Raw genomic sequence first — 24,312 nt, 5'->3', positions numbered from 1 at the left:
CCCGGTCGGCGCTCAGTGCGTGATGCGGGGCCGGTACTCCTTGCGCCGCCGCAAGCCCGCCTTGGTGAGCCGCAAGAGCAACTCCTGGCACCCCACCGCCTGAGCCCCCTGCAGCACGGCCGCCTCGTACAGCTCGGACGGCACGTCGTAGTGGTCGCGTTCGAACGCCCTCGGCGGCATCCCCAGGTCCGCTGCGAACGCGTGCAGTTCCTCGTAGGACACGTCGCTCACCATGTGCGACCAGACTCGGCCGCGGGCGGGCCACAACGGGGGATCTATGAGGATCAAGCCGCTTCCCCTAACCCTGCGTTGACACCGATGTAAGCTCGCGGCGGTGACGGCCTGCGGAGCCGGTGCAACGGTACGACAGACACACATGCGAAGGGGCATGCGGGTGAACGACGTGGTCGGGTATATCCAGGCTGAACGGGACCGGTTCGTCGCCGACCTCAAGGAGTGGCTGGCGATCCCGTCCATCTCCGGCGACCCGGCCCACGCCGCCGATGTCCGCGACTCCGCCGAGTGGCTCGCCGCCTACCTGCGCAAGCAGGGCTTCCCGACGGTCGAGACGTGGGAGACGGCCGGGCTGCCCGCCGTCTTCGCCGAATGGCCCGCCGACGACCCCGACGCGCCCGCCGTCGTCGTCTACGGCCACCACGACGTCCAGCCGGTCGAGCCGCTGGAGGAGTGGGAGACCGACCCGTTCGCGCCCGTGGAGAAGGGCGACCGGCTCATCGGGCGCGGCGCGTCCGACGACAAGGGCCAGGTCTTCTTCCACACGCTCGGCATCCGCGCGCTGCTCGCCGCGTCCGGGCGGCAGGCCCCGCCCGTGACCGTCAAGCTGCTGGTGGAGGGCGAGGAGGAGTCGGGCTCGGTGCACTTCGCCGACCTGCTCCGCACCCACCGCGACCGCCTCGCCTGCGACGCCGTCGTCATCAGCGACACCACCATGTGGGCGGCGGACGTCCCGTCCATGTGCACCGGGATGCGCGGCCTCACCGAGGCCGAGGTCACGCTGCGCGGGCCGTCCACCGACCTGCACTCCGGCTCGTTCGGCGGCGCCGTCCCGAACCCGCTGCAGGCGATGGCGGCACTGCTCGCCGGCCTGCACGACGCCGACGGCCGGGTGACCCTGCCCGGCTTCTACGACGACGTCGTCCCGCTGACGGACGAGGAGCGCGAGCTGTTCGCGCGGCTCCCCTTCGACGAGGACGCGTGGCTGCGCACCGCCGGCGACAGCCGCGCCGCGCACGGCGAGAAGGGCTACACCACCCTCGAACGCGTCTGGGCGCGGCCGACCGCCGAGATCAACGGCATGTGGGGCGGGCACACCGGCCCCGGCGGCAAGACGATCGTCCCGCGCGACGCGCACGCGAAGATCTCGTTCCGGCTCGTCGCCGGCCAGGACCCGGGCAGGGTCCAGGAGTCGTTCGAGGCGTGGGTCGCCGAGCACGCCCCGCCCGGCGTGGCGGCCGAGGTCCGCGTCCCGGCGGGCGGCGTCCGCCCCTGCTTCTCGCCGATCGACTCGCCGGGCGTCGCCGCCGCGCGGCGCGCGATGGAGCGGGCGTTCGGCACCGAGGTGCTGTTCACCCGCGAGGGCGGCAGCGGCCCCGAGGCCGACCTCGCCGACGTCCTGGACGCCCCGCTGATCTTCGTCGCGGTCGGGCTGGACGAGGACCGCATCCACGCGCCGAACGAGAAGGTCGAGATCCCGCTGCTGCTCAAGGGCGCCGAGGCGGCCGCGTACCTGTGGGAAGAACTCGCCGCCGCGCTGCGCTGACACACCCGGGAGGGGAGCACTTGTGACGGAAAGCCTCGAATGGCTCGCGCTCTCGCGCGGGACGCTCGACCGGGTCGCGCTGAACCGCACCGACGACGCCTGGCTGGACGGCGCTTGGAACGATCCGAAGACCCGGGTCCTCGTCGTCCGCGACGGCCGGGCGCTGGTGACCTACGAGCCCGGCCCCGCGCTGCTGCTGATCCCGCCGGACCGGGCGCCGGACGGTGAGCGCTGGCTCCTCGGCGCCGACGACGACGGCACCGTCTACTTCGGCGTGTCCGGTGAGCTGCCCGCCATCGAGGGGACGGAGCCGGCCGGGTTGCGCCGCGTCGGCGCCCTCCTCGGCGACCGGGACTCCGGGCTGCTCACCCACGCCGTCGCCCTGGAGCACTGGCACGGCACCAACCGGTACTGCCCGCGCTGCGGCGCCGAGACCCGGGTGTCGTCCGCCGGGCACGTGCGCGTCTGCCCGCGGGACGGCTCGCAGCACTTCCCGCGCGTCGACCCGGCGGTGATCATGCTGGTGACCGACGAGGCCGACCGCGTCCTGCTCGCCCGCGGCCCGCAGTGGCCCGCCGACCGCCGCTCGATCCTCGCCGGGTTCGTCGAACCCGGCGAGTCACTGGAGCAGGCCGTCGCGCGGGAGGTGAAGGAGGAGGTCGGGCTGGCCGTCCGGGACGTCCGCTACCTCGGCAGCCAGCCGTGGCCGCTGCCGCAGAGCCTCATGCTCGGCTTCACCGCGCAAGCGGACGGCGACGTCCCGCTGAACCCCGACCCGGCGGAGATCCTGGACGCCGCCTGGTACAGCCGCGACGACCTGCGCACCGCCATCGAGTCGGGCGAGATCGTCGCGCCGGGCCCGCTGTCCATCGCCGCGCACCTCATCATGCGCTGGTACGGCGGCGAACTCCCCAAGATGCCGGACTTCTGACGGGACGAGAAAGCCCGCCGACCGTTGTCGGCGGGCCTTCTTCGCGATGGTCTCAGTGCGTCTTCGCGATCTCCGCGAGGCGGCGCTTGACTTCCTTGGCGCTCGGGTTGGTCACGGCCGTGCCGTCAGGGAACAGAACGGTCGGAACCGTCTGATTTCCGCCGTTGACGCTCATCACGAACTCGGCGGCCTCCGGGTTCCGCTCGATGTCGACCTCGACCATCTCGATGCCGTCCCGGGCGAGCTGGCTCTTCAGCCGGCGGCAGAACCCGCACCAGGTCGTCGTGTACATGGTGAGCTGACCGCTCGGGCCGGGGCCATGGGCGGTCGAAGGCGTCGCCATCGCTTCGTCGTCTCCCTCGTTCGTTCGGACGGTCCGTGCCTACCGCAGAACAGTGGCCGCGTCCCGCGCATTCCTTCGCCGTCCGCCCTTCGCCGTCCACAGGTGGCGGATCGGCTGAGGCAGGTGGGACGGGCTGCGAGTATGGGGGCATGTTGGCTGAGTCGGTGCTGGAGGGACTCGACCCCGAACAGCGGGCGGTCGCCGAGGCGGTGAAGGGTCCGGTGTGCGTGCTCGCGGGCGCCGGGACGGGCAAGACCAGGGCCATCACGCATCGGATCGCCTACGCGACGCTCACCGGCGTCGTCACGCCGCAGCGGGTGCTCGCCGTGACGTTCACCACGCGGGCGGCGGGGGAGCTGCGCAGCCGGCTGCGGCAGCTCGGCGCGCCCGGCGTGCAGGCCCGGACGTTCCACGCGGCGGCGCTGCGGCAGCTCAGCTACTTCTGGCCGCGCGTCGTCGGCGGCGAACCGCCCAAGATCGTCGACTCGAAGATCGGGCTCGTCGCGGACGCGGCGCGCGCGTGCGGGCTGTCGTTCGCGCGGACCGAGCTGCGCGACCTCGCGAGCGAGATCGAGTGGGCTAAGGTCACCCAGCACCGCCCCGAGGACTACCCGGCCGCCGTCGTCAGCGCCGACCGCAGGCCGCCCGCCGAGATCGTCGACGTGGCGCGCGTCTACGCGATGTACGAGCAGCTCAGGCGGGAGCGCAACCTGCTCGACTTCGAGGGGATGCTGGAGCTGACCGCCGCCGTCCTCACCGAGCACCGGGAGGTCGCGAACCAGGTCCGCGAGCAGTACCGGTACTTCGTGGTGGACGAGTTCCAGGACGTCAACCCGCTGCAGAAGATGCTGCTCGACACCTGGCTCGGCGACCGCGACGACCTGTGCGTCGTCGGCGACCCGAACCAGACGATCTACTCGTTCACCGGCGCGTCCCCGTCCCACCTGCTCGACTTCACGCGCGAGCACCCCGGCGCGAAGGTCGTGAAGCTCGTCCGCGACTACCGGTCGACGCCGCAGGTCGTCCGGCTGGCCAACGGCGTGATCGGGCGGGCGCGGGGCGCGCGGCACAGGCTGGAGCTGCTGGCCCAGCGCGCGGACGGCCCCGAGCCGGTGTTCAACGAGTACGACGACGAGGTCGCCGAGGCCGACGACGCCGCCCGGCAGGCCCGCAAGCTGATCGACGAGGGCGTCCCCGCGCGGGAGATCGCGATCCTGTTCCGGATCAACGCCCAGTCGCAGACCTACGAGTCGGCGCTGGCGGCGGCGGGCGTCCCGTACGTGCTGCGCGGTGCGGAGCGGTTCTTCGAGCGGCCCGAGGTGCGCGAGGCGGTGGTCCGGCTGCGCGGCGCGGCGCGGGCGGGCGCCGACGCCGAGAACGACGGGACTGGGCTGATCCACACCGTCCGGCACGTCCTGTCCGGGGCGGGGTTCTCCGACCGGCCGCCGGAGGGCGCGGGGGCGGCCCGCGCGCGCTGGGAGTCGCTCGCCGCGCTCGCCCAGCTCGCCGAGGACATGGCCGCCGACAACCCGAAGGCCGGCCTCCCCGACTTCGTCGCCGAACTGGAGGAGCGCGCCGCCGCGCAGCACGCGCCCCCGCTGGAGGGCGTCACGCTGGCGTCCCTGCACGCCGCCAAGGGCCTGGAGTGGGACGCGGTGTTCCTCGTCGGGCTGGCCGAGGGCACGCTCCCGATCATCTACGCCAAGACGCCCGCGCAGATCGAGGAGGAGCGCCGCCTGCTGTACGTGGGGGTGACGCGGGCGCGCGTCCACCTGGCGCTGTCGTGGGCGCTGTCGCGCTCGCCCGGCGGGGCGCAGAACCGCCGCCCGTCCCGCTTCCTGGACGGCCTGACCGGCAAGACCACCACGCCCACGCCGCCCCGCGCCGACCGGGCCGAGCGGCGCCCCGCCAAGGGCCCCCAGCCCTGCCGCGTCTGCGGGCGCCCGCTGACCGCCGCCGTCGAGCGCAAGCTCGGCCGCTGCGAGGACTGCCCGTCCGAGCTGAACGAGGAGCTCCTCATCGCGCTGAAGGACTGGCGCGCCCAGGTGTCCGCCGAGCAGAAGGTCCCCGCGTACGTGGTGTTCACCGACGCCACCCTCCAGGCGATCGCCGAGCACGGCCCCGAGTCCCTGGAGGACCTGGCCCGCATCCCGGGCGTCGGCAAGGTCAAGCTCGACCGCTACGGCGACGCAGTGCTGGGCCTGTGCGGATATTGACCCGGGGGTGAGACCCCGGTCACCGCGGCCGGCGGGGAGGCCCGGCGGCGCCGCCGAGCCCGTGGGGTGAGATTCCCGTCACGGCGGTCGGTGGGGGAGCCTGACGGCGCTGTCGAGGCCGTGGGGTGAGATCCCGGTCACCGCGGCCGGCGGGGAAGGCCGACGGCGCTGCTGCATTCATGAGGTGAGATCCCGGTCACGGCGGCCGATACGGAAGACTGGCCGCCGTGAAGGAATCGCTGAAGGCCCTGCTGGACCTGCTCGACCTCGAACAGATCGAGAACGACATCTTCCGCGGCCGCAGCCCCGAGGAGCGGCGGCAGCGCGTCTTCGGAGGCCAGGTGGCCGGGCAGGCGCTCGTCGCCGCCGGGCGCACCGTCCCCGCGAACCGGCCCGTGCACTCGCTGCACGCCTACTTCATCCGGCCCGGCGACCCGCTCGTCCCGATCGTCTACACCGTCGACCGGGTCCGGGACGGGCGGTCGTTCACGACGCGGCGGGTCATGGCCGTCCAGCACGGCAAGGCGATCTTCACGCTGTCGGCGTCGTTCCAGGTCGCCGAAGAGGGCCCGTTCCACCAGGCCGCCATGCCGGACGCGCCCGCCCCCGAGACGCTGCCGGACAGCCTGGAGCGGCTGACGCCGATCTTCGGCGAGGTCGGCGCCCGCGAGTTCGTCACCCGGCGCCCCTTCGACATCCGGCACGCGACGCCGCTGACGTGGGAGGCCGCCGAGGACCCCTCGCTCGCCACCCCCGAGTCGAAGGTGTGGCTGAAGGTGGACGGCGACCTGCCCGACGACCCGCTGCTGCACGTCTGCCTGATGACCTACGCCTCCGACATGACGCTGCTCGACACCGTCCTGCTCAACCACGGCCTGGCCTGGGGCGACAAGCGTACGATGGGCGCCAGCCTCGACCACGCGATGTGGTTCCACCGGCCGTTCCGCGCCGACGACTGGCTGCTGTACTACCAGGACACGCCGTTCGCCGGCGGCGCCCGCGGCCTCGCCCGCGGCCAGGTGTTCACCCGGTCGGGGGAGCTGGTCGTCTCCGTCATGCAGGAGGGCCTCGTCCGGGTCTCCGACGGCGAACGCAAGCGCTGACCCTTGATCAGGGTTCTGCTGGCGGAGGACGTCCGGATCCTGCGGGAGGCGCTGGCCGATCTCCTCGACCGGGAGGACGACATCCGGGTCGTCGCGCAGGTCGGCGCGGGGGACGCGATCGTCGCCGCGGCGCTGCGCGAGCGGCCGGACGTCGCGGTGCTCGACATCGAGTTGCCCCGCCTGGACGGCGTCAGCGCGGCGGCGGAACTGGCGCGGCAGCTGCCCGGCTGCCGCACGCTGATCCTGACCGGCGTCGGACGGCCCGGGACGCTGCGCCGCGCGATGGCGGCCGGGGTCGCCGGGTTCATGGTCAAGGACAGCGCGCCCGGCGAGCTGGTCGCCGCCGTCCGCACCGTCGCCGCGGGCGGCCGGGTGGTCGATCCGCAGCTCGCGTTCGCGGCGCTCGACGCCCCGGACTGCCCGCTCACCGACCGCGAGCGGGAGGTGCTGCGGCTGACCGCGTCCGGTGCGGAGCCGCCGCAGATCGCCGCCCGGATCGGGCTGTCCTACGGGACCGTCCGCAACTACCTCGCGTCAGCGGTGACCAAGCTGGGCGCCCGCAACCGGGTCGACGCCATCCGCATCGCCACCGAGGCGGGCTGGATCTGACGGGCCGGCGTCCGGCATCCGGACGGTGAGGGTGAACCGGCCGGCCGCGTGCTCGACGGCCAGCGCGCCGCCCGCCTCGGCCGCGCGCGAGCGCAGGTTGGCCAGCCCCGTCCCGCCCGCGCCCGGGCGCGCGGCGCCCGCGCCGTCGTTGCAGACGCGGAGCAGGCCGGGCGTGACGGTGATCTCGCAGCGCCGCGCCCGCGCGTGCCGCACCACGTTGGTCACCGACTCCCGCAGCACGACGGCGAACAGGGCCGCGACCTCCGGCGGGGGCTCGGCGACCGCGACCCGGACCCGCGCCCCGGCCGTCGCCAGCAGGTCCCGCGCGCTCTCGACCTCGGCGGCGAGCCGCAGCGGGGCGGGCTCCGCGCCGATCGAGCGGACCGTCGCCAGCGCCGCGCCCGCCAGCCCGGCCAGCCGCGCGCCGTCCGCCGGGCCCGCCGCCATCCCGCCCCGGATGATGATCGCCGACAGCTGGGAGCCGAGCAGGTCGTGCACGTCCCGCGCGATCCGCAGCCGCTCGCGGAGCACGGACGTGCGGACCAGCTCGCGGCGCGCCCCGTCCAGCCGGGCCGCCGCGACGGGCAGCCGCCCCAGCGCGTAGACGGTGATCATGAAGGCGGCGGAGGCGAGCAGGCCGAGCAGCGCCGCCGCCGGCGGCGGGTGCGCCCCGTACAGCAGCGGCAGCGGGACGAGGACCAGCGCGCCGGCCGACGCCCACGACCAGGGCGGACGCACGTTCAGCAGCGCCACGCCCGCGACCAGACCGGCGTAGGTCGCGGGAATCCCGTCATAGGCCGGCGGGACGAGCGGCCCCGCGACCGCGAACGCCGCGAGGACCAGCAGCACCTGGGCGGGCAGCGCCCAGCGCCGCGGCCCCGCCTCCCCGCGGGGCAGCACGTGGTACAGCTGCAGCGCCGCGACCAGCGGCAGCGCGACCGCCGCCACCGCCAGGCACACCGGGTCCATCGCGCTGCCCGCGTCCCGCGCCAGGAAGGCGTTGGTCGCCACCGTGCTGAGCTGGTCCAGCTCGATGACGAGGAGGACGGCGAACGCCAGCCACGGTGCCGCGCCGACCGGGCCGTCCGCCCAGGCCGGCGCCCGCGGGATCTCGGCCTCCACGGCGGGGCCGGTCACGAGCCGCCCGCCGAGGCCGGCGATCTCGCCGGACGAGGCCGCGAGCGGCCCGGCGAACGGCGGCACGGGGCCGGAGAAGGAGATCCGCAGCCGCTCGGGCCCGCCGGGGCCCGTGCGGCACTCGATCGCGCAGCCGCCGGGGCGCCCGTCCCGCAGGGCCGCCACCACGGTGCGGCGCAGCACCCCCGCCAGCGCCGCATCGGCCTTCGGCGCCCGCGGCGCGGCCCCGCCCGCCTCGACGCGCACCGGGACGCCGGACGCCGCGAGCACCGTCCGCGCCGCGTCGATCTCGGCCGCGAGCGACCGGTCCCGGTAGTCGTCGGCGACCGACCGGGCGCGGGCCAGCGCCGCCCGCGCGGCCGCGACGATCTCGCCCGGGTCGTCGGACGCCGCGGCGGCCGACAGCCGCCGCCCGAGCTCGGCGCGCAGGCCGCGCGCGATCCGCAGCCGCTCCCCGGCGGCGCGCCGGGCCGCCAGTTCGGTGCGGGTGGCCTCCAGCGTCCGGACCAGCAGCCCCAGCCGCGCCAGCGCGAGGAACTGCAGGCCGCCGGTGGCCGTCACCACCGCGGCCCACACGGCGTACCCGGGACCGCCGTCGGTCAGCCAGACCGCCCTGATCGCGAACTCGGCGGCGACGATGCCCGCGGCGGCCGGCCACCGCGCGCGGGCGGGCGCGGCCGGCATCAGCACCGACGCCACGAGCAGCGGCGACGCGGGCCGCCAGGCGTTGCCGAGGACGAGCAGCGGCGCGTACGCCAGCACCGCCTGGCCGGCGAGGTTGCCGGGCGAGCCGCGCCAGGCCAGCGCCCGCGCCTGCAGCACCGCGAGGACGAGCGCCGCGCACGTCCCGGCGAGCAGCGCCGCCGCCCCGGCCCGGTCGCCGGGGACGGGGCCGAGCCACAGCACCAGGACCCGGTACGTCCAGAACAGGACGAGCCCGGCGAAGAGCGGCAGGCGGCTGTCGTGCATGGCGGCAATTATGCAGTTCGCGGTCGTGCAATCTGCATGTCAGCGGCCTGCGGACCGCAGCGCGGCCGGTGCACGGGGCACTACTGGCGCCCGCCGCCGCTCAGCAGACTCGGAGTACCGAACGAGGAGGGCTCCGATGAGCTTCGAGATCACACCGTTCCGCGTCGACGTGCCGCAGGCCGACCTGGACGACCTGCGCGACCGCCTGGCCCGCACGCGCTTCGCCGACGAGCTCCCCGAGAGCGAGGTCACCGACGGCGTCCAGAAGGGACCGGTCCAGCCGGGCTGGGAGTACGGGGTGCCGGTCTCCTTCGTCCGCGACCTGGTGGCCCGCTGGACCGACTTCGACTGGCGCGCCCAGGAAGCGCGGATCAACGCGTTCCCGCAGTTCACCACCGAGATCGACGGCCAGCTGATCCACTTCCTGCACGTCCGGTCGCCGGAGCCGGACGCCACCCCGCTGATCCTCACCCACGGCTGGCCCAACACGTTCACCGAGTACCTGGACCTGATCGGCCCGCTGACCGACCCGGCGGCGCACGGCGGCGACCCGGCGGAGGCGTTCCACGTCGTCGTCCCGTCCCTGCCCGGCTTCGGCTTCTCGTCGCGCACCCGCACCAAGGGCTGGGGCTCGGCCCGCACCGCCGACGCCTGGGCCGAGCTGATGGCGCGCCTCGGCTACGACCGCTTCGGCGCGCACGGCAACGACGCCGGCGCGATCGTCAGCCCCTGGATCGGGCGCCGCCACCCGGACCGGGTGATCGGCGTCCACGTCAACCAGATCTTCTCGTTCCCCTCGGGCGACCCGGCGGAGCTCGCCGGCATCAGCCCGGAGGAGGGGCGGTACCTGGAGTTCCTCCAGGGGTTCGTCCGGCACTCCATCCACGACCGGGCCCAGGAGGCGCAGCCGCAGACCCTCGCGCACGCCCTGTCGGACTCCCCGGCCGGCCAGCTGGCCTGGGTCGGCCAGCTCTTGGCAGCCCTGCCCGACCCCGACACGATCCTGACCATCGCCACCATCTACTGGCTGACGAACACCTCGGCGTCCACGGCCCGCTTCTACTACGAGAACCACCACGAGCGGCAGGAGACCGAACCCACCACGTTCCCGATCGGGCTGGCGTCGTTCGCCTACGACTTCCGGCCGCTGCGCCGGTTCGCCGAGCGCGACCACAAGAACATCGTCCACTGGCGCGAGTACGACCGCGGCGGCCACTGGGCCGCCCACGACGCGCCGGACCTGCTGCTGGACGACATCCGCGAGTTCTTCCGCGGCCTGCGGGGCGGCTCGGCGGGCTGACGCCGGGCGCCGTGCCCCCGCCGCCCGGCGGGGGTGCGCGCCGCGCCGTGAGAAGATCGTTTCTCACGGGACTCCCGTGAGCTTCGACGCGGGCGGGACGGCGCGGGTTTCCCGGGAAAAGGGTGAACTCACCCACAAAACCGCAGGTCAAAAATATCTTGCTAGATTCGGCGGGATCCCCGTACGCTCGTCGCGAGCAATCAACCGGCCGACCGTGTGGATCTTGATCCGCCGGCCCCCGGCCCGAGGAGCCAGAGAGGTGGTGTGCAGTCCGGTGAGCAACACGTTGATGAAACTCGCGTCGTCCTGGACCGCTGCCGTCCCTGGCGCCTCCATGCCTTGTGTCTCGGTGCGCGGCGCGTCCATGTCCCGCGTCGCCATGCCCGGCGCCTATGCCCAGGCACCCGGCGGGCGACTGCGCGAGTGGCAGCGCGCGGATCTGCGCTTTGAGCAGCTGATCCAGGACGACCAGGGGCGGAGTGTCTCCGAACACCTCATCGAGGACACGAATGCCCCGGCTCCGGCCACGGCCCACACGGGCGTCGCCCTCAAGGGCGGCGTGTCGGGTCCGTACCCCTGGAGGCGACCGGTCTAGCACGACTACCGGCAAGCCCCCAGGCCGCGGATCCAGACACCGGATCCGCGGCCTTCTTCTTTGCCCAGACAACCCACCGACACACCCGTTGAGATCCAACGAGAGGAACAAGGGTGACTGTGATGCAGGGGGCCCTCGCCATCAGCGAGGAGGACCTCACGCTTCCGTGCCGGACCGACCCGGAGCTGTTCTTCGCCGAGGCTCCCGCCGACGTCGAGCTCGCCAAGGCCCTGTGCCTGGAGTGCCCGCTCCGCAAGGAGTGCCTCGCCGGCGCGCTCGAGCGCCAGGAGCCCTGGGGCGTCTGGGGCGGCGAGCTCTTCGTCCGCGGCGTGATCGTGCCGCGCAAGCGGCCGCGCGGCCGCCCGCGCAAGTACCCGCGCCCCGACGAAGTGGCCGTGTGAGCGCGGTGATGTCCACGATGCTCAGCCGAATCGACCCCGGAGGCGTGGTCCCCACGCGGGGACCGCGCCTCCGGGCGGCCGGGGAGAACGAGATGACGTTGCTCAGCCAGGAACTGTCGCGAGAGCGAATACCGGTGACCGTGCCGGACGAGGTCGCCGCCCGCGTGCGCGCGCTGCGCCGGGCGCGCCGGGACGCGCGGACCAGGGCGTCCCGCGTCCGGCGCGTCCTGCTCGCGCCGACCGCCCGGGGCGAGTCGTACGCGCACGCCCCGCAGTCCCCTTACCGGGACTGACGGCGCAGAGGCCGCCCGCGGGGGCCGGCCTCTGCGCCGCTGAGCCTTGCCCGGGGTCAGCCGGTGACGAGCTCTCCGTCCTCGTCGTCGGCGAAGCCGGGCACCCACTTCAGGGACTCGGCGCGCGCCGGGATCTCGCAGTCCAGCTGGCACAGCACGCCGGTGCCCGCCGACAGCACCCGGTGGATGATCACGTATTCGGGCGGCAGGTTCAGCTGCCGGACGACGTTGGACGGCCGCAGGTCGGTGACCCGGGCGGCCATGTCGCGCAGCCACTCCCGGTTGAACTTGAACGTCTCGGTGACGAACGGCTCGGTGATCGGGGCGAGGAACGCCTGCAGCGACTCGGCGTCGACCTCGACGCCCTCGCGGATGAAGTCCTCCCGGCGCAGGGCGTCCTCGATCTCGTCGATGTCGGCCATCGTGCCGATGCGCAGCAGCAGCCCGAGCCGCCGCTGGAAGCCGCCGGGGATGCGGTCCACGGCGCCGAAGTCGAGGACGCCGAGCCGGCCGTCGGCCAGCAGCCGGAAGTTGCCGGGGTGCGGGTCGCCGTGCAGCATCCCGGACCGCTTCGGGCCGGACAGTAGGAACCGGCAGTACAGCAGCGCCGCGTGGTCGCGGGTGTCCTGGTCGCCGTCGCTGATGATCTTCGAGAGGAGGGTGCCGTCCATCCACTCGGTGATCAGGATGTTGCCGGACTGGGCGATGACCTCGGGGACGTAGAAGTCCGGGTCGTCCAGGTACGCCTCGCGGAACAGGGACTGGGACTCGGCCTCGATGGTGTAGTCGAGCTCCTCGACCACCCGCTCCTTGAGCTCGGAGAGCATCGATTTGACGTCGAGCCCCGGCATCAGCACGCCGAACAGCCGGCCGAGCCGGGCGAGCTGGTTGAAGTCGCTGATCAGCGCCTTGCCGGCGCCCGGGTACTGCACCTTCACCGCGACCGCGCGGCCGTCGTGCCAGACGGCGCGGTGCACCTGCCCGATGGACGCCGCGGCGGCCGGTTTGTCGTCGAACGACTCGAAGTAGTCGCGCCAGTCCGCGCCGAGGAACTCCGCCAGCACCTTGTGGACGGTCGACGCGGGCAGCGGGGGAGCGGCCTCCTGCAGCTTGGTCAGCGTGGCGCGGTAGGGGCCCGCGATCTCCGGCGGCAGCGCGGCCTCGAAGATCGACAGCATCTGGCCGAGCTTCATCGCCCCGCCCTTGAGCTCGCCGAGCACCTTGAACAGCTGCTCGGCGGTCCGCGTCTGGATCTCCATCGCGACGGCCTCGGCCGGCTTGCCGAAGGTCCGCTTCCCGACGCCGAGTGCGGTGCGTCCCGCGAAGCCGATGGGGAGGGACGCCAGCTTTGCTGACCGCGTCACCGCGCGGCGGGGGAGTTCGCTCACGCCGTACATTGTCGGTGATCGGGTGTCGTTCACGCCACAACCATCAGCAAGTATCGCCGACGCCGCGCCGGCGGCCTCATGCTGACCTGCCAAAACACTGTAAGTGTGCGCTTTCTCACGGCGGCGAGCGAGCTGTGCTGGTCGCGCGCCCGGCGGGGGACGCGGGGCGGTTGGTGCGGTCCGAGTGCGATTCGGTACGGTGGCGCGCATGTCCGGAGACTCCGCCGATGCGCTGCTGATCGAACGCCGTCCCGACGGGGTCGCCGTCCTCACGCTGAACGACCCCGGCCGCCGCAACGCGATGTCGGACGAGATGACCGCCGCGTGGAAGGCGGCGATCGAGGGCCTGCGCGCCGACGCCGGCCTGCGCTGCGTCGTCGTGACCGGAGCGGGCAGCGCGTTCAGCTCCGGCGGCGACCTGTCCTGGCTGGCCGACACCAACTCCGTCGCCGTCCCGCCACTGCGCGACAGGATGCTGGAGTTCTACCGGACGTGGCTGCTGATCCGGAGCCTCGAAGTCCCGACGATCGCCGCCGTCAACGGGCACGCCGTCGGTGCCGGGCTGTGCCTCGCCCTCGCCTGCGACCTGCGCTACGCGGCGGACGACGCCAAGCTGCTCGCCCCGTTCACCGCCCTCGGGCTGCACCCCGGCATGGCCGCGACCTGGCTGTTCCCCGTGGTCGCCGGGCTGCCGCTGGCCCGCGAGATGCTGCTGGCCGGACGCGTCCTCACCGGCGCCGAGGCCGCCGCGCACGGACTGGTCAACCGGGCGTTCCCGCGCGCGGACCTGCCGGACGAGGCGCTCGCCGTCGCCGCGAAGGTCGCCGCGAACGCGCCGATCGCCACCCGGCTCACCAAGGTCGCGCTGTCCGGCGGCGGGCACACCGACATGGAGTCGGCGCTGCGCTGGGAATCGCTCGCGCAGCCGGTCACGATGTCGTCCCGCGACATGCTCGAAGGACTGGCGGCCCAGCGGGAGAAGCGCAGCGCGCAATTCACCGGCGAGTAAAGCCGCCTACACCGCTCCAGGGGTTTTCCGCAAACCCCCGGCCATGGTCAAAAGCTAGGCGCTGACCTGCGGTAACGTCAAACACCCCCTTTGGCGGAGGCAAATTTTCGAGTACGGTTCAGGCGTGCCCCCTAACGTTGAGGTCCGCCGCAGCGCCAGACGGCGGCGAACCGTGTCCGCCTACCGCGACGGCGACAAGGTGGTGGTGATGGTTCCGTCCAGGCTCAGCAAGGCCGAAGAGGAACAGTGGATCGCGACCATCCTGGAGCGCCTCGAGGAGCGGGAGCGCCGCAGGCGGCCCAGCGACGCCGACCTCCAGTCCCGGGCCCGCGAGCTGTCCCGCCGCTACCTGGACGGCCGCGCCGACCCGGTCAGCGTCCGGTGGGTCGCGAACCAGCGCACCCGCTGGGGGTCGTGCACCCCCGACGACGGCACGATCCGGCTGTCCACCCGGCTGCGCGGCATGCCCGGCTGGGTGGTCGACTACGTCCTCGTCCACGAGCTGGCGCACCTGCTCATCCCGGGGCACGGCGCCGACTTCTGGGAGCTGGTCGGCAACTACCCGAAGGCCGACCGCGCCCGCGGCTACCTGGAGGGCGTCGCCGCCGCCGCGCACCTGCCGCTGGAGGCCGACGCGCCCGACGCCGAGGTCGCCGGCGACGGCATGCACCACGGCGACGGGCTGCACCCGGGCGGCGAGTACCCGCACGAGGCCGCCGGGTGACCGACGCCCCCGACCGGGTGCCCGCGGCCGGCACGCGCTTCGCCGCGGTGCTCTCCCAGCCTGACCGGCGGCGGGACGTTCCGCCGGGCGTCGACCCCGATGAGTTCCGGCTCGCGCTCCTGGAGGACACCTACGAGGTCGTCGCCGGGCTCGAACTGGTGACGCCCGCGCTCGTCCTCGACCCGCCCGACCAGCCGGACGCCGAGGCCGTCACCTGGCCCGGCACCCCGATCGTCCGGGAGGCGACGCTCACCGGCGCGTTCGCCGCCCTGCACGCGCTCGGCGCCGCGTCCGCCGCGCTGGTCGCGCCGGACGCCCCCGACCTGCCGCCGCTGCTGCTCGGCAAGCTGTTCCGCGCCCTCGGCAGCGCCCCGTCCGCCGCCTGCCAGGCCGACGGCGCCGGACGCGGCCTCGTCGCGCTCGCCGCCCGCCTCCCGCTGCCGGGCTGGCTCGCCACCGCCCTCCGCGACGTCGACCTCGACACCCCGGACGCGCTGGCCCGCCTCCGCGCCGCCGCGCCCCGCCCCGGACTCGTGCCGCAGGGCCCCGGCTGGCACCGCCTCCGCACCCTCGGCGACCTGCGCTTCCTCGACCCGGGACTGGAGGGCTGGGAGAGCACCCGCGCCCTGCTGGAGGGGCACCCCCTGGCCCGCTGACCCGGTCAGCCGGGCAGCGAGACCGCCCGTGCCACCAGGCGCCGGACGGGGTCGTCGGTCGGTTCGGGGAGATCGGTCACCGGGAACCAGCCGAGATCGTCCGACTCGTCCGACACCGTGTACCGGGCCCCTTCCGGGGCGATCGCCGCGTACTGGACGTCCAGGTGCCAGCTGCCCTGCGGGTGGCAGCGGACCGCGTGCCGGTCGAGCTGGACGGGCTCGGGCAGCAGCCGCAGGCCCGCGATGCCCGACTCCTCCGTCGCCTCCCGCAGCGCCGCGCCCGCGAGCGTCGCGTCGCCGGGCTCGCAGTGCCCGCCGAGCTGGAGCCACGCCTTCACCTTCGCGTGCAGGGTCAGCAGCACGCGGGTGCGGGACGCGTCGAGCACGGCGGTGCTGGCGGTGATGTGCCCGGCCGCGCACGCCCGCCACATCCCGTCGGCCGCATGCTCCTCCAGATGCCGCAGGAACTCCCGCCGCACCCGCTCCTGGCCCGCGTCGGGCGCCCGCCACTCCGACAGCACCCGCACCGCGTCGCCGTACAGCGACTCCGACGTGACCGGCGGGACGCTCACCGCGACATCCCGGGCCCCGGCCGGCGCCCGGCTCCGGGGTGCGTCATGCGCGGCCCACGCGGGGGTAGCGGGAGTTGTCGGGACGGCGGCGCCGCCGCTCCTGGTCGATCGGGCGCTGCCAGCACAGGCTGGCGCGTGCGACGCGCCGCCTGATCGCGTTCGTGGACGACCCGGGCTCGTAGCGGCAGCCGCGCACCCGGGACGGGCGCGACCGGCTCATGCCCGCGGCCCCTCGTCGTCCGGACCGGGCCCCTCGCCCGGCCCCTCGTCATCGGGCGCCTTGTCATCGGGCGCCTTGTCATCGGGCCCGTCGTCGGGCTTCCCGTCGCCGGGCTTCTCCTCGCCCTCCTCGGGCGCCTTGGTCAGGTTGGACAGGTCCAGGTCGGACAGGCCCTCGATCTCGTCGCGACCGTGGACGAAGCCGTCCGGGTCGTCGAGGTCGTCGGCCGTCGGCAGCAGGTCGGGGTGGTCCCAGACCGCGTCCCGGCCCTCCGTGCCGCGCGCCTGCGTCAGCGACCGCCACAGCGCGGCGGCCTCCCGCAGGCGGCGGGGCCGCAGCTCCAGGCCGACGAGCGTCGCGAACGTCCGCTCCGCGGGGCCGCCGGTGGCGCGGCGCCGCCGCACCGCCTCCGCCAGCTTCACCGAACCCGGCAGCCGGCCCTCGGCGGCCTCGTTCACGACCGTGTCGACCCAGCCCTCGACCAGCGCGAGCGCCGTCTCCAGCCGGGCCAGCGCCGCCTTCTGCCGGGGCGTCTCCTCCGGCTGGAGCTGGAGCTCGCCGCCGAGCGCCTCCTGCAGCGCCTCCGGGTTGCTCAGGTCGAGCCCCTGGACGGCCTGCTCGATGCCCGAGAGGTCGACGGTGATGCCGCGCGCGTACTCCTCCACCGCGCCCAGCAGGTGCGAGCGCAGCCACGGGACGTGGGTGAACAGCCGCTGGTGCGCGGCCTCGCGCAGCGCCAGGTAGAGCCGGACCTCGTCGGCGGACACCTCCAGGCCCTCGCCGAACGCGTCCACGCCCGCGGGCAGCAGCGCGCCGACGCCGTCCGGGGCGAGCGGCAGGCCGACGTCGGCCGAGCCGGTGACCTCGCGGGCCAGCGCGCCGAGCGCCTGCCCGGCCTGGCCGCCGACCATCGCCCCGGCCATCTGCTTGACCATGCCGATCAGCGGGCCGGCCATCGCCTGCATGTCGGCGGGGATCTCGCCGCCGCCGAGCGCCCCGCCCATGGAGTCGACCATGCGGGTCGCGATCGGGTCGCACACCTTCGCCCACACGGGAAGCGTCTGCTCGATCCATTCCGACCGGCTCCACGCCTGCGGGGTGCGGATGCCGGCGGGCAGCGTCGTCCGCTCGTCCAGCCACAGGTCGGCCAGGCGCAGGGCCTCCTCGACCTGGCGCCGCTCGGCGTCGACGACCGACGGGTCGCCCTGCTCCACCACCGTGTGCCGCGCGATGTTCTTTGCCAGATCCCAGTTCAGCGGCCCGCCCGCCGCGCCGCCCGCGCCCTGCGCGCCGATCATGTCGGCGAACCGGTGCAGCATGTCGGCGAACTGCGCCATGTCGCCGCCCATGCCCGAGAACGGATCCTGGGGCCGGTCGTCGTCGTCTCCGTCGCCGGGACGATTGAAGCCGAAGGGAGTGTTGCTCATCGGATCGCCCCTGGGATGCATGATGGGCTCATATCCGCAACGTTAGCCGGTCCCGGCAAGGTCGCGTACTCAAGGAAGGGGGCAGCTCCGTGGCAACGGGCAAGGTTCGCCCTCGGCGTAGCAAGGCCCCGGTCGTCGCCGTCACCGGCGCCGCGTCCGGGGCGGGGCGGCTGCTGGCCGCCCGGCTCGCCGAACGGGAAGACATCCGCAAGGTCGTCGCGATCGACGGGCAGCGCGGCGACGTGCCCGGCGTCATCTGGCGCGTCACCGACATCCGGGATCCGCTGCTGTCCGGACGGCTCTCCGACGTGGACGTGATCGTCAACCTCGACATCGAGCGGTCCCCGGACGCCGACCCGCGCGAGCGCCGCACCCACAACGTCCGCGGCGCCCAGACGGTCGTCACCGCCGCCGCGGCCGCCCGAGTCCGCCGGGTGGTGCTCGTCACCTCCGCGATGGTGTACGGGGCGGGCCCGGACAACGAGGTGCCGCTGCGCGAGGACGCGCCGCTGCTCGCCGAGGCCAGCACCAGCATCGCCGGCGACTACCTGGAGATGGAGGAGCTGGCCGCGAACGCGCCCGTGACCCACCCCGGCCTGGAGGTCACCGTCGTCCGCCCCGCCGCGGTCGCCGGGCCCGGCGTCGACACCGTCGTCACCCGCCACTTCGAGGCGCCCCGGCTCCTGTCGGTCAAGGGCAGCACGCCCGGCTGGCAGTTCTGCCACATCGAGGACCTCGCGTCCGCGCTGGAGGTCGTCGTCACCGCGGACGTGCGCGGGCCCGTCGCCGTCGGCGCCGAGGGCTGGCTCGGCCCCGAGGAGGTCGCCGAGATCACCGGCAAGCGGACCTTCGAGCTGCCCGCCGCGCTCACCTTCGGGATGGCGCAGCGGCTGCACCGGCTCGGCATGACCCCGGCGCCCGCCACCGACCTGCACTACGTCGCCTACCCGTGGGTCGTCGACTGCGCCCGGCTGCGCGCCGCCGGCTGGAAGCCGCTGCACGACAACGCCGCCGCGCTCCGCGCCGTCATGGCCGAGACCGCGGGCCGGCACGCCGTCGTCGGCCGCCGCGTCGGCGGCAAGGAGGCCACGATGGCGACCGCCGCCGGCGCGACCGTCGCCGCGATCGGCGCCGCCGCCGCGATCCGCCGCGCCCGCAAGCGCCGCAGGTAGCCCCGGGCCGCGGGCGGGCCCGGGGCGCCCGTCAGCTCGACGGCGTCAGCTCGACGGCGTCAGCTCGACGGCGTCAGCTAGACGGGGGCGTGGCGCTCGGCGACGGAGACCCGGACGGCGCCCCGGACGGCGATGGGGACGGCGACGGGCTCGGCGAGGTCTTCGGAACGGCCTTGCCCGCCGCCGCCAGCGCCGCCTGCGCGTCCTTGATCCGCTTCCAGGCGTCGCCCATGCCGGGGTAGTCGCCCTTCTTCTGCGCGGCCTCGTAGTCGGTCACGGCCTTGTTCAGGTCGCCGATCGCCTTCTGCGCCGCCGCGCTCAGCTGCTCCTGCCCGTCCGGCGGCCCGGCCGGGGTGCCCGACGCGGGCGGCGCGCCCGTGTCGCCGAGGACCTGCTTCAGCGCGTCCTGCAGCGTGTCGGCCGCGGCGATGCTCTCCCGGTACCGCACCAGGACCTTGCCGAGGATCGGGTACGGCTGCTGCTCGGCGCCGCCCGCCGCCTTGGTGTACATCGGCTCCACGTACAGCAGGTCGCCGCCGAACGGGATCGTCAGCAGGTTCCCGGCCACGGTCTTGGTGCCGCCCTGCCGCAGCGCGAACAGGTCGTTCTTCACCTTCGAGTCGGTCTCGAACGAGTTCTGCACCTGGCCGGGCCCGGCCGGCTGCGCGTTGCGCGGCATCTGCAGGATCTGGATCTGCCCGTAGTCGCGCCCCGGCGTCGACCCCACCGACATGAACGCCGCCAGCTGCGGGTTGTTGCGCGGGTTGAACACCGTCGTCAGCGAGAACGACTCGGCCTCCTGGCCCGGCATCCGCAGGCTCTGGTAGTAGGGCGGCTGCCGCTTGCCCTTCACCGTCGGGTCCTGCGGGACCTCCCAGAAGCCCTCGCCGTTGTAGAACGCGGACGGGTCCGTCACGTGGTACTTGGTGAGGACCTTCCGCTGCACCTTGAACATGTCCTGCGGGTAGCGGAAGTGCGCCTCCAGCTCCGGCGGGATCGACGAGCGCGGCTGGACGGTGTTGTCGAACACCTTCATCCACGTCTTCGTCACCGGGTCGCTCTCGTCCCACTGGTAGAGGTGCACGGTGCCGTCGTAGGCGTCCACCGTGGCCTTCACCGAGTTGCGCATGTAGTTGATGTGGTCGTTCGCCTGCCGCGCCACCGCCGACCGCGTATCGGTGATCGTGTCGCGGGTCGCCTCCCCGAGGCTCATCTCCTCCGAGTACGGGTAGCTGCTGGACGTCGTGTAGCCGTCCAGGATCCACAGGATGCGGCCGTTCACCACCGCCGGGTACGGGTCGCCGTCGAGCGTCAGCCACGGCGCCGCCTTCTGCACCATCTCGCGCGGCGACCGGTCGTAGAGGATCTTGGCGTTCTTGTTGATCGCGCCCGACAGCAGCAGGTTCTTGTCCTGGAACTTCGCCGAGTACAGCAGCTTGCGCAAGAACGAGTCGACGCGGACGCCGCCCTGCCCGGCATAGGTGCTGCTCTGCTGGCCCGACGCGCTGTTGTCCGGGTAGTTCAGCTCATTCTGGCCCTGCCCGCCGACCACCGAGTACGAGGGCGAGCGCTCCCCGAAGTAGATCTCCGGCTGCGCCACCTTGATCTTCTGGCTCTGGGACGCCGGCATGTCGCGGGTGATGAAGTCCGGCTCCCGGGAGTCGAACCGGTCGCCGTAGGCGGACACGAAGCCGTAGCCGTGCGTGTAGACCATGTGGTCCTTGACCCAGCTGCGCTGCCCCGCCGGGGCCCCCGACAGCTCGCGGAGCGCGACCACCGTGTCGACGGACCTGCCGTCCACCTGGTAGCGGTCGACGTCGAGGGTGTCGGGGAACTGGTAGAACGGCCGGATCCGCTGCAGCTGCTGGAACGTCTCGCCCACCACGTTCGGGTCGAGGACGCGCACGCCGCCGAGCTTGTCGGCGTCGTCCTGGAGCTGCTTCTTGTCCGTCACGGGCTGGGTGCCGTACGGGACGACCTTCGCGCCGTCCACCCCGTACGCCTCGCGGGTGAACTTGATGTTGCGCTGGATGTACTCGCGCTCCTTGGCCAGCTCGTCCGGCTTCACCTGGAACTGCTGGATCAGCAGCGGGTACACCCCGCCCAGCAGGATCGCCGACAGCACCAGCAGCGTGAACCCGACGCCCGGCAGCATCATGCCGCGCCGCAGCAGGTTGCCGAAGAACATCGCCGCGCACAGCAGCGCGATCACGAACAGGATCGTCTTCGCGGGCAGCAGTGCGTTGACGTCGGTGTAGGACGCGCCGGTCGTCACCCCGCGCTCCGAATGCACCAGGCCGTACCGGTCGAACCAGTACGCGACCGCCTTCAGCAGGATGAACACCCCGAAGAGCACCGACAGGTGCGCCCGCGCCGGCGGGCTCGCCTTGTCGCCCGGCCCCTGCAGCCGCAGCCCGCCGTACAGGTAGTGCACCATCACCGCGGCCAGGATCGACAGGATCACCGTCGCGAAGACCACACCGATGACGAGCCGCAGGAACGGGTAGGTGAAGACGTAGAACGACACGTCCTTGTGGAACTGCGGGTCCGCGACGCCGAACGGCGTCCGGTTCAGGAACGCCAGCCACACCGGCCACTGGCCCGCCACCGACGACCCCGTCAGGACGCCGAGCAGGCCCAGCAGCACGCCCGCGATCAGCCGGCGCCGCGGGTCGATCACCGCGCGGTACCGCTCCAGGCCCTGCTGCTCCACCGACAGCGGACGGTAGGCCGGACGGAGCCGGTAGGCGACCAGCACGTTCGCGCCCACGACCAGCGTCATCAGCAGGCCCGCCCCGAAGAACAGGACGATCTTCGCCTGCAGCTGCGTCGTGTACACCGACGAGAAACCGATCGACCGGTACCACAGCAGGTCGGTGTACACCGCGGTGAAGACGAGGAAGACGACCAGCAGCACCGCCAGTGTCACCAGGACCGGCAGGACCAGCCGCGTCCGCCCAGTACCGAGTCGGCGCCCGAAAGCGGGAGTCCGGAACGTCAAGTCGGCCCCTCCGATCAGAGGTCTCGCTCACCGGCCGCCCGCCGGTGCTGTAGATGCAACTTACCGACTGTCGCGAGGGTTCCGGCATTTCCGGGTCCTGATTGGGGGAAAGATGGCCCCGTGAGTCTTCTGGAAGAAGTCGTGCTGGACCTCGAACGTCACTCGGCCCAGGAGGGCTGGGACAGCGCGCCGCGCCTCTACGCCCTCGTCCGCAGCACCGAACTCCGCCGTGCCGAACCCGACCTCGCCGACCAGCTCGGCCTGCCCCCCGACACCGACACCCTCGCCGCCCTGGAGCAGCCCCCGCTGCCCGACAAGGACGCCGTCGAGGACGCCCTCGCCTCCATCGCCTGGCCCGAGGGCGTCGAAGGCTGCGCCATCATCATGGAGCGCGTCGTCCTGCCGCCCGAGGCCGAGGACGACATCCCCGAGGACGAGGCCGAGGCCGCCGCGTTCGCCGCGTCCCACCCCAAGCGCGAGGACGTCCGCATGGTCGTCGGCGTCCTGCGCGACGGCGCCCGCCACTCCGCCCTCCGGCTGCGCCGCCACGACAGCGATGACGAGGTCCTCGCCGGGCCCGACCTCGTGCCCGCCCTCGCCGAGGCCCTCGCCGCCACCTTCGACCCCGACGAGCCGGGCGCCCGCGCCGAGTGAGACCCGCGGCCCCCGGAACCCCGCCGCCCGCGGGGACCGCGACCCGGCCGGAGAGGTAGCCTTCGGGACGTGAGCCAAAGCGCTGCGGGCGGGGACGTCATCCGGCTGATCGGCGTCCGCGAGACGCCCCTGTCCATCGACGAGGTGTACAGCGCCGTCGGCGCCCCCGGCGCCGGCGGCATCGCCGTCTTCGCCGGCACCGTCCGCGACCACGACCACGCCCGCGCCGTCACCGGCCTGGCCTACAGCGCCCACCCCACCGTCGAACGCGAACTGCGCGCCGTCATGGAGAAGGTCGCCGCCGACTTCCCCGTCCTCGGCCTCGCCGCCCTGCACCGCGTCGGCGACCTGGAGATCGGCGACATCGCCGTCGTCGTCGCCGCGGCCTGCGCGCACCGCGCCGAGGCGTTCGCCGCCTGCCGGCGGCTCATCGACGACCTCAAGGCCAACGTCCCCATCTGGAAGCACCAGACCTTCGCCGACGGGGACGACGAGTGGGTCGGGGCCTGCTGAGCCCCCCGACGGCATAGAGTTTCCGGCATGTCTCGTCGTGCCGCCACGCTCACCGTCGCGAGCGTGCTCGTCCTCGTGCTCGCCGTTATCGGCTCCTTCATGCGCGTCCCCTATGTCGCGCTCATGCCCGGACCCACGAGCAACACCCTCGGCACGAACGACAAGGGCCAGCCGCTCATCCGCATCGACGGCCGCACGATCTACCCCGCCACCGGAAACCTCAACTTCACCACCGTCACCTACCGCGGCGGGCCCGGCGGCCGCATCGACCTCTTCACGGCCCTGCGCGGCTGGCTCGACGGCGACACCGCCATCGTCCCCGAAGAGACGATCTTCCCCAAGGACGAGACGCCGAAAGAGGTCGACCAGGAGAACACCCGGGCGATGCAGGACTCCCAGCAGAACGCCGAGGCCGCCGCCCTCCACGAACTCGGCATCCCCGTCACCACCCGCGTCGTCGTCGAAGGCGTCCAGAAGGGGCGCCCCGCCGACGGCGTGCTCAAGCCCGGCGACGAGATCACCGCGCTCGACGGAGCCGAGGTGACCAGCGTCTCCCAGGTCACCGGCGCCATGGCCAAGGCCAAGATCGGCGACACCGCCACCCTGACCTACAAGCGCGACGGCAAAGAGCAGAAGGCCGCCCTCAAGACCGTCGCCGACCCCACCGGCAAGCGCGCCGTCGTCGGCATCGTCCTCTCCGACCAGTACAAGTTCCCCTTCAAGATCGACATCAGCATCGGCGACATCGGCGGCCCCTCCGCCGGCCTCATGTTCTCCCTCGCCATCTACGACAAGCTCACCCCCGGCCCCCTCACCCAGGGCAAATTCATCGCCGGCACCGGCACCATCACCCCCGAAGGCGAAGTCGGCCCCATCGGCGGCATCCAGCAGAAGATGATCGCCGCCCGCAAGGCCGGCGCCACCGTCTTCCTCACCCCCAAGGACAACTGCGCCGACGCCCTCTCCGCCCGCCCCGACGGCCTCCGCCTCGTCCGCGCCGACACCCTCCACGGCAGCATCCAGGCCATCAACGCCCTCAACACCGGCAACGGCGCCGTCCCCGCCTGCGCCAAATAGCGCCACCCGACCGAACCACTCCCCGCCATGCCCTAGACTTGAAACATCACCGCGGGGTGGAGCAGTTCGGTAGCTCGCTGGGCTCATAACCCAGAGGTCGCAGGTTCAAATCCTGCCCCCGCTACTGGTCTGGGGTCCTCTTGGTCGCCGCTTTGCGGCTTCCCCACGGACTCTTCGCATTTCGCCCGGGGGGCGATCCCCCGGAGCCCCCTGTGCCCTGAC

Annotated in this window: 24 protein-coding genes and 1 tRNA gene; 17 read left to right on the top strand and 8 right to left on the bottom strand. The window is 73.4% G+C overall.

The window, feature by feature from the left end:
* Window positions 1-12: 12 nt before the first annotated feature.
* A complete protein-coding gene (locus E1284_RS18595; RefSeq protein WP_243714578.1) occupies window positions 13-288 on the bottom strand; it encodes a DUF4031 domain-containing protein in 276 nt (91 codons plus the stop codon).
* A 106-nt stretch (window positions 289-394) separates the two neighbouring features.
* Between E1284_RS18595 and E1284_RS18590 the strand changes: the two genes are divergently transcribed.
* Window positions 395-1,780 carry a dipeptidase gene (locus E1284_RS18590; protein WP_243714577.1) on the top strand — a complete coding sequence of 462 codons (1,386 nt, stop codon included), beginning with the start codon at window positions 395-397 and terminating at the stop codon, window positions 1,778-1,780.
* Between the two features lie 22 nt (window positions 1,781-1,802).
* The gene (gene nudC, locus E1284_RS18585; protein WP_131940561.1) at window positions 1,803-2,711 is read left to right on the top strand and encodes an NAD(+) diphosphatase; all 909 of its coding nucleotides are present in this window, start codon (window positions 1,803-1,805) and stop codon (window positions 2,709-2,711) included.
* Between the two features lie 52 nt (window positions 2,712-2,763).
* Here the strand turns inward: nudC and E1284_RS18580 are convergent, their stop codons facing one another.
* Window positions 2,764-3,054 (bottom strand): mycoredoxin, encoded by a 291-nt coding sequence (locus tag E1284_RS18580; RefSeq protein ID WP_131940559.1) that lies wholly within the window; start codon window positions 3,052-3,054, stop codon window positions 2,764-2,766.
* A gap of 149 nt (window positions 3,055-3,203) precedes the next feature.
* Between E1284_RS18580 and E1284_RS18575 the strand changes: the two genes are divergently transcribed.
* The 3 genes from E1284_RS18575 (at window position 3,204) to E1284_RS18565 (ending at window position 6,982) form a co-directional block, all read left to right on the top strand.
* The gene (locus E1284_RS18575) at window positions 3,204-5,270 is read left to right on the top strand and encodes an ATP-dependent DNA helicase UvrD2 (RefSeq protein ID WP_131940557.1); all 2,067 of its coding nucleotides are present in this window, start codon (window positions 3,204-3,206) and stop codon (window positions 5,268-5,270) included.
* A gap of 227 nt (window positions 5,271-5,497) precedes the next feature.
* Complete coding sequence (gene tesB, locus E1284_RS18570; protein ID WP_131940555.1) at window positions 5,498-6,373, top strand: acyl-CoA thioesterase II; 876 nt, start codon at window positions 5,498-5,500, stop codon at window positions 6,371-6,373.
* 3 nt (window positions 6,374-6,376) lie between these two features.
* Complete coding sequence (locus E1284_RS18565; protein ID WP_131940553.1) at window positions 6,377-6,982, top strand: response regulator transcription factor; 606 nt, start codon at window positions 6,377-6,379, stop codon at window positions 6,980-6,982.
* On the opposite strand, the gene E1284_RS18560 is transcribed toward E1284_RS18565, so the two are convergent.
* Window positions 6,908-9,088 carry a sensor histidine kinase gene (locus tag E1284_RS18560; protein ID WP_131940551.1) on the bottom strand — a complete coding sequence of 727 codons (2,181 nt, stop codon included), beginning with the start codon at window positions 9,086-9,088 and terminating at the stop codon, window positions 6,908-6,910. The two genes, E1284_RS18565 and E1284_RS18560, sit on opposite strands and share 75 nt — an antisense overlap.
* A gap of 136 nt (window positions 9,089-9,224) precedes the next feature.
* Here E1284_RS18560 and E1284_RS18555 point away from each other — a divergent pair, with 136 nt between their 5' ends.
* The 4 genes from E1284_RS18555 to E1284_RS41580 all read left to right on the top strand — a co-directional run bounded on the left by E1284_RS18555 (window position 9,225) and on the right by E1284_RS41580 (window position 11,677).
* On the top strand, window positions 9,225-10,388 hold the full coding sequence (locus E1284_RS18555; RefSeq protein WP_131940549.1) for an epoxide hydrolase family protein: 1,164 nt from the start codon (window positions 9,225-9,227) through the stop codon (window positions 10,386-10,388).
* A gap of 274 nt (window positions 10,389-10,662) precedes the next feature.
* Window positions 10,663-10,983, top strand: a complete 321-nt coding sequence (locus E1284_RS41585) for a hypothetical protein (RefSeq protein ID WP_165965327.1) — start codon at window positions 10,663-10,665, stop codon at window positions 10,981-10,983.
* A gap of 122 nt (window positions 10,984-11,105) precedes the next feature.
* Window positions 11,106-11,384 (top strand): WhiB family transcriptional regulator, encoded by a 279-nt coding sequence (locus E1284_RS18545; protein ID WP_131940581.1) that lies wholly within the window; start codon window positions 11,106-11,108, stop codon window positions 11,382-11,384.
* Between the two features lie 92 nt (window positions 11,385-11,476).
* Window positions 11,477-11,677, top strand: a complete 201-nt coding sequence (locus tag E1284_RS41580) for a hypothetical protein (RefSeq protein ID WP_165965326.1) — start codon at window positions 11,477-11,479, stop codon at window positions 11,675-11,677.
* A 56-nt stretch (window positions 11,678-11,733) separates the two neighbouring features.
* Here the strand turns inward: E1284_RS41580 and E1284_RS18540 are convergent, their stop codons facing one another.
* Entirely contained in the window at window positions 11,734-13,065 is a 1,332-nt protein-coding gene (locus E1284_RS18540; protein ID WP_243714576.1) for an ABC1 kinase family protein, read from the bottom strand.
* Between the two features lie 208 nt (window positions 13,066-13,273).
* Here E1284_RS18540 and E1284_RS18535 point away from each other — a divergent pair, with 208 nt between their 5' ends.
* The 3 genes from E1284_RS18535 to E1284_RS18525 all read left to right on the top strand — a co-directional run bounded on the left by E1284_RS18535 (window position 13,274) and on the right by E1284_RS18525 (window position 15,454).
* Window positions 13,274-14,074, top strand: coding sequence for an enoyl-CoA hydratase/isomerase family protein (locus E1284_RS18535; RefSeq protein WP_131940545.1), 801 nt, complete (start codon window positions 13,274-13,276; stop codon window positions 14,072-14,074).
* 172 nt (window positions 14,075-14,246) lie between these two features.
* Window positions 14,247-14,798, top strand: coding sequence for a M48 metallopeptidase family protein (locus tag E1284_RS18530; protein ID WP_131940577.1), 552 nt, complete (start codon window positions 14,247-14,249; stop codon window positions 14,796-14,798).
* Window positions 14,795-15,454 carry a hypothetical protein gene (locus E1284_RS18525; RefSeq protein WP_243714575.1) on the top strand — a complete coding sequence of 220 codons (660 nt, stop codon included), beginning with the start codon at window positions 14,795-14,797 and terminating at the stop codon, window positions 15,452-15,454. The genes E1284_RS18530 and E1284_RS18525 overlap by 4 nt, the downstream gene beginning before the upstream one ends.
* Before the next feature lie 5 nt (window positions 15,455-15,459).
* On the opposite strand, the gene E1284_RS18520 is transcribed toward E1284_RS18525, so the two are convergent.
* The 3 genes from E1284_RS18520 to E1284_RS18515 are packed head-to-tail and all read right to left on the bottom strand — an operon-like array spanning window position 15,460 to window position 17,673.
* A complete protein-coding gene (locus E1284_RS18520) occupies window positions 15,460-16,026 on the bottom strand; it encodes an NUDIX hydrolase (protein WP_243714574.1) in 567 nt (188 codons plus the stop codon).
* 43 nt (window positions 16,027-16,069) lie between these two features.
* Complete coding sequence (locus E1284_RS41575) at window positions 16,070-16,246, bottom strand: hypothetical protein (RefSeq protein ID WP_163061162.1); 177 nt, start codon at window positions 16,244-16,246, stop codon at window positions 16,070-16,072.
* Window positions 16,243-17,673, bottom strand: a complete 1,431-nt coding sequence (locus tag E1284_RS18515; protein ID WP_131940543.1) for a zinc-dependent metalloprotease — start codon at window positions 17,671-17,673, stop codon at window positions 16,243-16,245. The genes E1284_RS41575 and E1284_RS18515 overlap by 4 nt, the downstream gene beginning before the upstream one ends.
* Window positions 17,674-17,762: 89 nt before the next feature.
* Here E1284_RS18515 and E1284_RS18510 point away from each other — a divergent pair, with 89 nt between their 5' ends.
* Entirely contained in the window at window positions 17,763-18,845 is a 1,083-nt protein-coding gene (locus E1284_RS18510; protein WP_131940541.1) for an NAD-dependent epimerase/dehydratase family protein, read from the top strand.
* 73 nt (window positions 18,846-18,918) lie between these two features.
* On the opposite strand, the gene E1284_RS18505 is transcribed toward E1284_RS18510, so the two are convergent.
* Complete coding sequence (locus E1284_RS18505; protein WP_131940539.1) at window positions 18,919-21,846, bottom strand: UPF0182 family membrane protein; 2,928 nt, start codon at window positions 21,844-21,846, stop codon at window positions 18,919-18,921.
* A gap of 120 nt (window positions 21,847-21,966) precedes the next feature.
* Here E1284_RS18505 and E1284_RS18500 point away from each other — a divergent pair, with 120 nt between their 5' ends.
* The 4 genes from E1284_RS18500 to E1284_RS18485 all read left to right on the top strand — a co-directional run bounded on the left by E1284_RS18500 (window position 21,967) and on the right by E1284_RS18485 (window position 24,214).
* The gene (locus E1284_RS18500) at window positions 21,967-22,500 is read left to right on the top strand and encodes a PPA1309 family protein (protein ID WP_131940537.1); all 534 of its coding nucleotides are present in this window, start codon (window positions 21,967-21,969) and stop codon (window positions 22,498-22,500) included.
* 69 nt (window positions 22,501-22,569) lie between these two features.
* A complete protein-coding gene (locus E1284_RS18495; protein WP_131940535.1) occupies window positions 22,570-23,013 on the top strand; it encodes a molybdenum cofactor biosynthesis protein MoaE in 444 nt (147 codons plus the stop codon).
* Between the two features lie 27 nt (window positions 23,014-23,040).
* A complete protein-coding gene (locus tag E1284_RS18490) occupies window positions 23,041-24,090 on the top strand; it encodes a YlbL family protein (protein ID WP_131940533.1) in 1,050 nt (349 codons plus the stop codon).
* A 50-nt stretch (window positions 24,091-24,140) separates the two neighbouring features.
* Window positions 24,141-24,214, top strand: a tRNA-Met gene (locus tag E1284_RS18485).
* Window positions 24,215-24,312 lie beyond the last annotated feature (98 nt).

Source organism: Actinomadura bangladeshensis (assembly GCF_004348335.1).
Classification (GTDB): Bacteria; Actinomycetota; Actinomycetes; order Streptosporangiales; family Streptosporangiaceae; genus Spirillospora; species Spirillospora bangladeshensis.
This window is presented reverse-complemented; position numbering and strand designations above follow the sequence as displayed.

Excerpts from the sequence above, each read along its gene's own strand:
- E1284_RS18580 (WP_131940559.1), bottom strand. The coding sequence starts at position 3,054 with ATGGCGACGCCTTCGACCGCCCATGGCCCCGGCCCGAGCGGTCAGCTC.
- E1284_RS18490 (WP_131940533.1), top strand. The coding sequence starts at position 23,041 with ATGTCTCGTCGTGCCGCCACGCTCACCGTCGCGAGCGTGCTCGTCCTC.
- E1284_RS41580 (WP_165965326.1), top strand. The coding sequence starts at position 11,477 with ATGACGTTGCTCAGCCAGGAACTGTCGCGAGAGCGAATACCGGTGACC.
- E1284_RS18560 (WP_131940551.1), bottom strand. The coding sequence starts at position 9,088 with ATGCACGACAGCCGCCTGCCGCTCTTCGCCGGGCTCGTCCTGTTCTGG.
- E1284_RS41575 (WP_163061162.1), bottom strand. The coding sequence starts at position 16,246 with ATGAGCCGGTCGCGCCCGTCCCGGGTGCGCGGCTGCCGCTACGAGCCC.
- E1284_RS18545 (WP_131940581.1), top strand. The coding sequence starts at position 11,106 with ATGCAGGGGGCCCTCGCCATCAGCGAGGAGGACCTCACGCTTCCGTGC.
- E1284_RS18555 (WP_131940549.1), top strand. The coding sequence starts at position 9,225 with ATGAGCTTCGAGATCACACCGTTCCGCGTCGACGTGCCGCAGGCCGAC.
- E1284_RS18515 (WP_131940543.1), bottom strand. The coding sequence starts at position 17,673 with ATGAGCAACACTCCCTTCGGCTTCAATCGTCCCGGCGACGGAGACGAC.
- E1284_RS18535 (WP_131940545.1), top strand. The coding sequence starts at position 13,274 with ATGTCCGGAGACTCCGCCGATGCGCTGCTGATCGAACGCCGTCCCGAC.
- E1284_RS18575 (WP_131940557.1), top strand. The coding sequence starts at position 3,204 with ATGTTGGCTGAGTCGGTGCTGGAGGGACTCGACCCCGAACAGCGGGCG.